Below are 9641 nucleotides of genomic sequence, written 5' to 3'. Positions count from 1 at the left end.
TCAGTCCGGCGGTGGATGCGAAATTTGGCAGTACATAAATGAATTTGTCATTTCATGCGCTTGCGTGGCCTTGTGTCGCGCAGGCGCTTTTTGTTATCTGCACTTCGAGACAAAGTGTCCCGAGGTACGGAGCAGCTCCCCAGGGTGCCGCTCCCCGCCGGGCTCCGTTTCGGTCACTCATCCACCCAACACCGAAACGGAGGTTTATTATGGCTATAATCAATCTGAAAGATTTTTATTATTGGTACACCCAGGATCAGTTTATTGAGATTTCTGACGAAGTAGCGGAAGTCTTTCTTGCGGATGCCCGTTATGAAATGGCCTACCAGCGGCGGCTCTCCCGGCACAAGGCGCAGTATTCTCTTGACTGTGAGGACGGGATCGAATACTCGGCCTGCCTGCATGAGCCCACGCCCCAGGAGCTCTTGGAACGGATGGAACTCTTTATCCGTCTGTGGAACGCGCTTAACTCTCTGCCCGAAGTCCAGGGCCGCCGTGTGGATGCCTGCGTCATTCTTGGCAAGACCTATTCTGAAGTAGCTGAATCGGAAGGCGTTGACGAAAGCGCAGTGCGGCGGGCTGTGGAGCGCGGTTTGGAGAACATGAAAAAATATTTGAAAAAATCCCGCTGAACCAGTCCGAATATCATCCAAAAATGTCTCGGTTTATGAGAGGAGGTTTTCTTTTCTCCGCAGATGAACAAGGAAGGCCCCGAGCATGATCCGGGGAGCCAGGCGGCGGGTGCGCGGTGACTTTTCCCAAAGGAAAATGAGCGAACAACACCAGCGCCGCAAGTGGGCCCGGCCAACCTACGGCCACGATCCGGCAGTGGACAGGCTGGCCGCCTGTCCCTCCGGGCCGCCCTCTCGTCTGCGAGGGAGCGCCGCGCCGAGTATAGTTGTCTTTGGACAGGTCAAGGAAATGGGCGCGGCGTTCCCTAAATTTTTATCAAAGGGGGAATGAAAAAATGAAGTTCGATCCTACATTGGCCGCTATGCTGGCCGAGCCGTGGAGCAACAACGCCTGCCGGGGATATGTGATCTATGCGATGGAAAACTGCGGTTTTTCCCCCGAGGACATCCGGCGCGTTGTCGGTGAGCTCCATTATGTATTTGATTTCAAAACGCTGGACGAGGCCCAGCACCATTACGAAAACGGCCCCTATTAACTTCGAGACAAAGTGTCCCGATGTGAGGACAGGCCAAAGGGCGGCACTTATGCGGTGCCGCCTTTTCGCGTTTCCCCACAGGACAACCGGGAGGCGTTTATCAATCTGAACAAAGGAGGTTTTACCGTGAGATTAACCGCACAGGAACTGGAACAAATGAAAAGCGTTGATATTGGCGCAGTTTCCCCTGAGTCTCTGCCCGATGTGAGCGGTATGACCTTTGATAACGCCCTTTCCCGCAAAGAGCGCGTCACAAGGTTTTTGCAAGTTGCCAAAAATCTGTACTGCTTCAACATCGGCGGAGTCGGTGTGAAAATTGAATTTGCGGAAGGCGGGCCGTCTTTGCAGGACACCTTGACGGACTATTTGATCCGGCAAAAAAGCGGGCTGTGACTTCGGCTGCGGCCCGCCCCAGCTTCGAGACAAAGTGTCCCGAGGCGGAGCCATCCTTGTTGTCCCTATGGGACAGAGTTATAATATAAGTGTAATGTGATAGGGAAGGAGGAACAATGTCACGAACAAAAAACAGAGGGTTTCAACAGAGTTTCTCTCCCTCTTATACGATCCGGCGCTGGCGGCTGGGCGAATATATCCGGCTTTCCAAAGAAGATTTGAAAAAAGGAAAAGACGATAGCAACAGCGTAAAAAACCAGCGCGACCTGCTGAATGACTTTTACCAAAAACACATTGAGGAATTTGAAAGCGTTTCCGAATATGTGGACGATGGACACACGGGGACGGATGCCAACCGCGAAAATTTCCAGCGGCTTCTGGCCGATGTAATGAGTGGGAAAATCAACTGTGTTGTGGTAAAAGACCTTTCCCGTTTTGCCCGGAATTACAGCGATGCGGGAAGTCTGATTGACAACCTGTTTGTGCAGATGGGCGTCCGTTTTATCAGTCTTGCTGAAAATGTGGACAGCTACCTCAACCCGGACAGCGTTTCCAGTATTATTGTTCCGATTACAAATGTAATGAATGATCAATACTGCTATCAGACTTCAAAGAAAATCCGCCAGGTGTTTGACTATAAGCGGCGCAACGGCCAGTACATCGGCTCCTTTGCCCCCTACGGCTACATAAAAGATCCGAAAGACAAACACCAGTTGATTGTCGATCCCGAGGCCGCCGAGATTGTAAAGCTCATTTATAACAAGACTTTGCAAGGTGAAACAAGGCGGGCTATCGTTTACCACCTAAACGACCACGGTATCCCCAGCCCGACAACCTACCGAAAAAATAAGGGCCTGCCCTATTCCTGTTCGGTATCAGATAATCCCATGTGGGGAGATCGGGTGCTTACAAATATTCTTACCAACCCGATTTATACCGGGGATTTGGTACAGGGCCGCCGCCGTGTGAAAAGCTATAAGGTACATGAGATTGAGGCGGTGCCGGAGGATGAATGGGTGCGGGTGGCTGATACCCACGAGGCGATTATAGACCGGGAAACCTTTGAAAAGGTGCAGGCCCTGTTGAAACGGGACACCCGGACGGCCCCACGGAAAAAGGAGCTCCATCTGTTCAGCGGTTTTCTCCGATGTGCGGATTGCGAAAAATCCATTACACGGAGCCAGAGCGGGAAAAATGTGTATTACGCCTGCTCTACCTACAAATACCGCTCCCGGACTGCCTGCTCCATGCACTCAATCAAGCATGAGCGGCTGGAGGCCGCCGTCCTGTTTGCCGTCCGTCAACAGGTACATCTGGCCGTTTCCTTTTCGGAGATACTTGCCCGTATCAACTCGGCTCCAATCAAAAAAAGCCAGTCTTTTCGACTGGATGATCTGATTGTCGCAAAGGAAAAGGAACTGGCGAAAATTACCCGCTACAAACAGTCTCTTTATCAAGACTGGAAAGACGGGGAAATTACCCAGCAGGACTACCGGACAATGAAGGCTGACTATGAACGGCAAATAAGCTCTATCTCCGATGTGCTGGAGCGGCTGACTGCTGAACGGGCGGAACTGGCAAACGGCGTTGACAGCGAGCATCCGGCGCTGGTGGCCTTTAAGAAACATCAGAACATTGAAACGCTCAACCGGGAAATCCTCATTGATCTTGTAAACTACATCAAGGTTTACGAAAACGGCAATAAAAGGCGGTGTTCTGCCGCATGAGCTGTTCCAGCGCGGCCAGAACATCCACATTCTCAAACCTGTTCATGGCGTCACACCTCCAATTCCTGTGTTTTTTCCCGCTGCGGCGGTTTCTTCTGTTGTTCCTCCTTGGCGGCTTTGAGCTGCGCCCGGATAGACGGCTTTTTCTGTTTCTGCGCCGGGCGCTGGGGCTGCTTGGGCTTTCGGGCCTCTGCCTTGGCTGCCTCGGCCACGTCAAACAAGGAAATTTGTTCCCCGGCTTTGGCCTTGGCTTCCAGCTCACTCATGGTCGGGGCATTGTTCAGAACGCCGTCGATCATGTTGTAGTTCTGCTCGGTTGTCATTTCAGCGGCCTTGATGGGGCTTTCCTGCTGGGCGGGGATGGCAAAGGCGTCTGTGCCGTTGCCCATGATAAGATACTTGCCGTCCTCGGATTGGTGGTGGAAACCATAGCCTGCGGCCTCCAACTGCTCCCGGCTCATGTCGGTTACAAGGAAGCTGCCCCGTGGGGTCTGGATGCTCTCGCCGGTCAGCAATTCCCGTGGCGTAAGCTGTTTTTCCCGCTGCAAGAAGAACTCCGGCACCGGCGTAAAGCCGAAGCTGTCACAGTAATGGGCTTCCTCCTTGCCGCTGCGGGTCAGCACCACAATGTCGGAAACGGAAAGGCTGTGGCCGGTGAAGTCGGCGGGACGGTCAAGGTTGAATGTGCGGTAGATGTCCTCCAGCGTGGTTTTGCCGTCCAGCGGGGCCGTGTAAACCAGATCGTAATTCTGCCGGTCAACGGCCAGCCCCGCTTCCTGCAAGCTCTCGTAAGCCTCAAAGCGATAATCCCGTGTTTCCGGCCCGCCTTTGAGCTGGTAGATGGCAAAGGTGTCGCCCTGCTCCTGCGCCGGGGGATCGACGGTGAAATAAGGGTTTTCCCATTGGGTGAAAGGCATATCCGGCATGGCCTTGTAGCTGCCGTTCTCCATCACATAGGGCCGCACCCGGTCAAAGCCGATTTCCTGTGCCACACGGGAAAGGCTTTCCAGTACCACGGGATCACTCCGCAGCCGTTCCATGCGGGTGAAGTCCTCCACAAGATAATTCTGGCCTGCCCGCACATGGAGAATATCAGCGGCGCTCATGCCGTCCTTGCTTTCCATGCCCAGCGTCAGATGGGCGTAGGGACATTCCGCATAGACGCAGAATTGATATTTCCAGTGCGGGCGATAAAAGCGGCAGGTGCCGCAGTCCTCCGGCGTGACCGCCTCGCCGCTGTCGTAGTGGTCGAAACCGGGCTTGCCCTGCATGAGCTGTTCAAAGGCCCGGTCGCTGCCGGAAGTGAAGTACATAGGCCGTCGCCTCCTTTCCGCTTTTGGGCAAAAAGAAAAGCCGCAGACTTTTTTCAAAATCTGCGGCTTGGCCGGGGAAACAGAAAAGGGCGCTGTCATGCTTGACAACACCCTGTTTCTGCCTGATTATTCAGTTGTTTTGACCTGCCCCGTTTTCCGCTGCCCTAAAAAACATTGATATTACTGGGTTTTTTCATGTTTTCTTATGGCAACGCTCTTTTAGCCGGCGCTTTTTTGTCCGGACCGAACGATCCGGTTATTCGGTATAAATCTGCTGACTTCCGCTGATGGCTTTTCCCAGATACGTGTCGATCCATTGCGAAGCAGCTGTAAGATCCCGGGCGCGAAGATAGGTATACAGCGTCTCGGTGTTGCGACAAAGGGCTTCGATGCCGTACAGCCGGCAGAAGCGCACCCACAGAGTGATGACAGGCGCTTTAAATGAATAATAAATCAGGGGGAGAATACTGTTGCCGCCCGCAAGGGCCAGTTCGTGCTGAAATTGGAAAGCAGTTTCCGCAGCCTGCGCGGCATCTTCCGAAGCGGCAAGCTTTTCCAGAATATCCCCCAGGCGGGCCAGCGACTCATCAGAAGCATGGCGGATGGCGCTTTCCACTGCCAGGTGCTCCAGCGCACGGCGCACTTCCAGAATCGAACGGATTTCGTCTTTTCCCAGCACGCCGCCGCGAAATTCCATGATGGCGATCAAAGTGCTCAGGTTTCCCTCACGGCGATAGTCCGCCACGCATGTGCCCTGCCGGGGGCGAACTTCCAGAAAGCCCTGGCCGGCCAACTCGGCCAGTCCGCCGTTGACCACGGCTCGGCTGACCTGCATCTGACGGGCAAGTTCCCGTTCGGGCGGCAGTTGTGTGCCCACGGGCAATTCTCCCGAAAGAATTTTTCCCTGAAGCTGCTGCACAAACAGATCTTTTAAGCTGGGGGCCGAAAGTCTGGTAAACTCCACAAAAAACACCTCTTTTGTAACATTGGCTATACCACATACCACAAGGCTATTTTATCATACAATTTGTCCAATGAAAAGAGAGGCTTTTGGGCTATTCCCCAAATTATACCAATGTTTATTGACGCTTTTTCACAAGAATGTTACTTTATTAACGAAGAGAAAATTGTGAAAATTTTGTGTGAATCACTCTGGATAAGCCAGAATGAGAAGAGGAGAGAACGCGATGGATGAAGTGAAAGTTCTGCAGGTCAAGCAAAGCGTGTTTGCGGCCAATGACCGGCAGGCGGATCAGCTGCGGGCGCAGCTGAAGAAAAAAGGCATCTTTTTGCTGAATCTGATGTCGTCGCCGGGGTCTGGCAAGACCACTACGCTGAAACGGACGATTGAGATGTTGGGCGGTGAATTCCGTATCGGGGTGATGGAGGCGGACATTGATTCCGATGTGGATGCCCGCGCTATCGCGGTCACCGGCGCCAAGGCGATTCAGCTGCACACGGGCGGCATGTGCCATCTGGATGCGGAGATGACCCGGCAGGGGCTGGAAGGACTGGATGCGGACGATGTGGAACTGGCCATTCTGGAAAATGTGGGCAATTTGGTGTGCCCGGCCGAGTTCGATACAGGCGCAGTAAAAAATGCCATGATCCTTTCCGTGCCGGAAGGACACGACAAACCGTTGAAATATCCGCTGATGTTTTCTGTGTGCGATGTGGTGCTCGTCAATAAAATGGATGTAATGCCGTATTTCGATTTTGATTTGGACCAATGCCGCGCATACGTGCAGATGCGCAATCCCAATGCGGTGGTAATTCCCATTTGTGCCAGAACGGGCGAGGGAATGGGGCCGTGGATCGAGTGGCTGCGCAGCCAGATTCTCGCCTGGCGCGCGGATGATTTTGCGACAGAGAAAGTAGAGGTATGAAATGAGTCAGACACATTTTCCGCTGGATGAAAGCAAATTGTCTTTTTCCATTCCGAAGGATGAAAAGCCGCGGGAAAAGATTATGAAACTGGGACAGATGATTACTGACCGTGTGCCGGCCAAGCTGCGTCCGCTCACAGCGGAGGACCCGGAATATTGGGGCCTGGCAGGGCTTGTAACCGATGAGATGGCGGATGTGGCGTTGAAAATGAAAGTGCGCAAACCCATGACGCTTCCGCAGCTGGTCAAAGCGACGGGGAAAAGTGCCGAAGAACTGGAACCGCTGTTGTATCAAATGAGTTACATCGGCCTTCTGGAGTACAACTGGGAAAACGAGCGCCGAGAAAAACAGTATGTTCTGCCCATGTTCGTGCCGGGCAGCGCCGAGTTTTTCAACATGCAGAAACACCAGATCGATGAGCATCCGGAAGTAACTGCCTTTTTTGAGCGAATGACCTTTTTGCCGCTGGAGCACATTACGGCGATGGTGCCGCCGGGCGGTGCGGGCATCGGCATGCACGTCATTCCGGTGGAAAAGGCCATCGAAACGGAAAATCAATCTGTGGACATCGAGCACATTTCCCATTGGCTGAAAAAATACGACGGAAAATATGCTGCGAGTCCCTGTTCCTGCCGCATGTCCCGCGCGAAGCTGGGAGAGGGGTGCGGTGATGACCCGGAAGACTGGTGCATCGGCGTGGGAGATATGGCTGATTACCTGGTGGAGACCAAGAAAGGTCATTATGTGGATTATGACGAAGTGCTGCACATTCTCAAGCGCGCAGAGGACAATGGTTTTGTGCACCAGATCACCAACATCGACGGTGAAAACAAAATTTTTGCCATCTGCAACTGCAATGTAAATATTTGCAATGCACTGCGCACCAGCCAGCTGTTTAATACGCCCAATATGAGCCGCTCGGCCTATGTGGCAAAGGTGGAGACCGAAAATTGTGTGGCCTGCGGGCGCTGCGTGGAATACTGTCCTGCGGGCGCTGTCAAGCTGGGGCAGAAGCTGTGCACGAAAAACGGCCCGGTGCAGTATCCGCGCAAGGAACTGCCGGATAAAATCAAGTGGGGGCCGGAGAAGTGGGACATCGATTACCGGGACAAAAACCGGATCAACTGCTATGACACCGGCACGGCTCCCTGCAAAACGGCGTGCCCTGCGCACATTGCGGTTCAGGGGTATCTGAAAATGGCGGCCCAGGGCCGTTACCGGGACGCGCTGGCGCTGATCAAGAAAGAAAATCCCTTCCCGGCGGTTTGCGGGCGTGTGTGCAACCGGCGCTGTGAAGATGCCTGCACTCGCGGGACCGTAGACCAGGCCGTGGCCATTGACGCGGTGAAAAAGTTTATCGCGCAGCAGGACCTGAATGCACAGACGCGTTATGTGCCGCCCATTGTGCCGCCTTCCAACCGGGGCGGATTTGACCAGAAAATCGCAGTGATCGGCGCGGGTCCGGCCGGACTGTCCTGCGCGTATTATCTGGCGGAAAAAGGATACCGCCCCACGGTCTTTGAAAAGAATGAAAAGCCCGGCGGTATGCTGGTATACGGAATTCCTTCTTACAAGCTGGAAAAAGATGTGGTGGCGGCCGAGGTGGACGTTCTGCGTCAGATGGGCGTGGAAATCCGCTGCGGTGTGGAAGTTGGCCGCGACGTGACGCTGGATGAACTGCGCAAACAGGGATATCAGGCGTTCTACGTGGCCATTGGCTGTCAGGGAGGACGCCGTGCGGGCGTTCCCGGCGAAGAGGCGGCGGGCGTGATGACTGCGGTCGAGTTCTTGCGCAACGTGTGCGCAGACGAACATCTGCGTGTGCAGGGCAGAGCGGTGGTGATCGGCGGCGGCAACGTGGCCATTGATGTGGCGCGCTCCAGCCTGCGGTGCGGAGCACAGCAGGTGGAGATGTATTGTCTGGAACAGCAGAATGCAATGCCCGCATCAGCCGAAGAAGTGTCCGAAGCGCTGGAAGAGGGCGTTTTGCTGAACTGCGGCTGGGGCCCCAAGGAGATTCTCACCGACGGCGGAAAAGTGGTGGGTGTCGTGTTCAAGCGCTGTGTGTCCGTGCTGGATGAGGCGGGCCGTTTCGCGCCTGTATACAACGAAGAAGAAACCATGACCGTTCCCTGCGAAAATGTATTTTTGAGCATTGGCCAAAGCATCGAATGGGGCGAGTTGCTGCAAGGATCGCGGGTGGAATTGGCAGGCGGCGGCCGCGCGAAAGCGGACGCGCTGACCTATCAAACCGCCGAACCGGATGTTTTTGTGGGCGGCGATGTTTATACCGGCCCCAAATTTGCCATTGATGCCATTGCGGCGGGCAAGGAAGGCGCGGTCTCCATTCACCGTTTCGTACAGCCCAACACCAGCCTGACCATTGGACGGAACCGACGGGATTTCAAGGAACTGAACAAGGCAGACGTTGTTCTGGAAAGCTACGATACTTCTTCCCGGCAGGAGGCGGGCATGGATGCGTCTATCGATGCGGCGCGTTCTTTCCGCGATGCCCATAAAACACTGACCGAGGAGCAGGTCCGCAAGGAGACGGCGCGCTGCCTGGGATGCGGCGCTTCGGTGGTGGACCCCAACAAGTGTATCGGGTGCGGAATTTGCACCACCAAGTGCGAATTTGACGCGATCCGCCTGCACAGAGATTTGCCTGAATGCAGCAAGATGGTTCGCACAGAAGATAAATTCAAGGCGATTCTGCCCTATATGATCAAGCGGGAGATCAAGATTCGCTTCGGCAAGAAGGAACCGTGAGCTATGCACGAATTGGGAATTGTATTTCATATTATTCGCAGCGTGGAAGAGGTGGGCCGCGCCAATCAGGTGCGGCACATCCGCGCAGTGGCATTGGAACTGGGCGAGGTGTCCGGTGTGGTGGAAGAGTATCTGCAGGATTGCTGGAAGTGGGCGGCTGCCCGTTCCGCAATGCTGGACGGTGCGCAATTGAAGGTGCGCACCATCCCGGCGCGAACCGTGTGCGAAGCGTGCGGAGAAGTCTATCCTACGGTGCAGTACGGCCGGCAGTGCCCGGCCTGCAAAAGCGAACAGACACACCTTGTTCAGGGCAATGAAATGATGATCCAGGAGATCGAGGTGGACCCGGAAAGCGAAGCGATTCCCGCGGCGGATGAATGAGAA

The 9641-nt window shown here is 54.4% G+C and carries 9 protein-coding genes; 7 read left to right on the top strand and 2 right to left on the bottom strand.

What is annotated here, in order from left to right; genetic code table 11:
* Positions 1-209 precede the first annotated feature (209 nt).
* The 4 genes from WMO24_RS12935 to WMO24_RS12920 all read left to right on the top strand — a co-directional run bounded on the left by WMO24_RS12935 (position 210) and on the right by WMO24_RS12920 (position 3288).
* Positions 210-632: a sigma-70 family RNA polymerase sigma factor gene (locus WMO24_RS12935; RefSeq protein ID WP_349216837.1), complete on the top strand. Its 423-nt coding sequence runs from the start codon at positions 210-212 to the stop codon at positions 630-632.
* 335 nt (positions 633-967) lie between these two features.
* Entirely contained in the window at positions 968-1168 is a 201-nt protein-coding gene (locus tag WMO24_RS12930) for a hypothetical protein (protein ID WP_007055145.1), read from the top strand.
* A 126-nt stretch (positions 1169-1294) separates the two neighbouring features.
* The gene (locus WMO24_RS12925; protein WP_057571036.1) at positions 1295-1561 is read left to right on the top strand and encodes a DUF6870 family protein; all 267 of its coding nucleotides are present in this window, start codon (positions 1295-1297) and stop codon (positions 1559-1561) included.
* 116 nt (positions 1562-1677) lie between these two features.
* On the top strand, positions 1678-3288 hold the full coding sequence (locus WMO24_RS12920; RefSeq protein ID WP_349216835.1) for a recombinase family protein: 1611 nt from the start codon (positions 1678-1680) through the stop codon (positions 3286-3288).
* Between the two features lie 50 nt (positions 3289-3338).
* Here the strand turns inward: WMO24_RS12920 and WMO24_RS15870 are convergent, their stop codons facing one another.
* Together WMO24_RS15870 and WMO24_RS12910 are read right to left on the bottom strand one after the other, a co-directional pair.
* Positions 3339-4601: a YodL domain-containing protein gene (locus tag WMO24_RS15870; RefSeq protein WP_494338179.1), complete on the bottom strand. Its 1263-nt coding sequence runs from the start codon at positions 4599-4601 to the stop codon at positions 3339-3341.
* A 256-nt stretch (positions 4602-4857) separates the two neighbouring features.
* Complete coding sequence (locus WMO24_RS12910) at positions 4858-5565, bottom strand: FadR/GntR family transcriptional regulator (RefSeq protein WP_349216834.1); 708 nt, start codon at positions 5563-5565, stop codon at positions 4858-4860.
* 223 nt (positions 5566-5788) lie between these two features.
* Here WMO24_RS12910 and hypB point away from each other — a divergent pair, with 223 nt between their 5' ends.
* From hypB to WMO24_RS12895, 3 genes are read left to right on the top strand one after another with little or no spacing between them, the layout of a single operon-like run.
* Positions 5789-6487 (top strand): hydrogenase nickel incorporation protein HypB, encoded by a 699-nt coding sequence (hypB, locus tag WMO24_RS12905; RefSeq protein WP_349216833.1) that lies wholly within the window; start codon positions 5789-5791, stop codon positions 6485-6487.
* A gap of 1 nt (position 6488) precedes the next feature.
* On the top strand, positions 6489-9257 hold the full coding sequence (locus WMO24_RS12900; RefSeq protein WP_349216832.1) for an FAD-dependent oxidoreductase: 2769 nt from the start codon (positions 6489-6491) through the stop codon (positions 9255-9257).
* A 3-nt stretch (positions 9258-9260) separates the two neighbouring features.
* A complete protein-coding gene (locus tag WMO24_RS12895; RefSeq protein WP_349216831.1) occupies positions 9261-9638 on the top strand; it encodes a hydrogenase maturation nickel metallochaperone HypA in 378 nt (125 codons plus the stop codon).
* Positions 9639-9641 lie beyond the last annotated feature (3 nt).

This window comes from Ruthenibacterium intestinale, assembly GCF_040096265.1.
Taxonomy (GTDB): Bacteria; Bacillota; Clostridia; order Oscillospirales; family Ruminococcaceae; genus Ruthenibacterium; species Ruthenibacterium komagatae.
The sequence above is the reverse complement of the archived record's forward strand: the minus strand, read 5'-3'. Positions and strand labels throughout refer to the sequence as shown.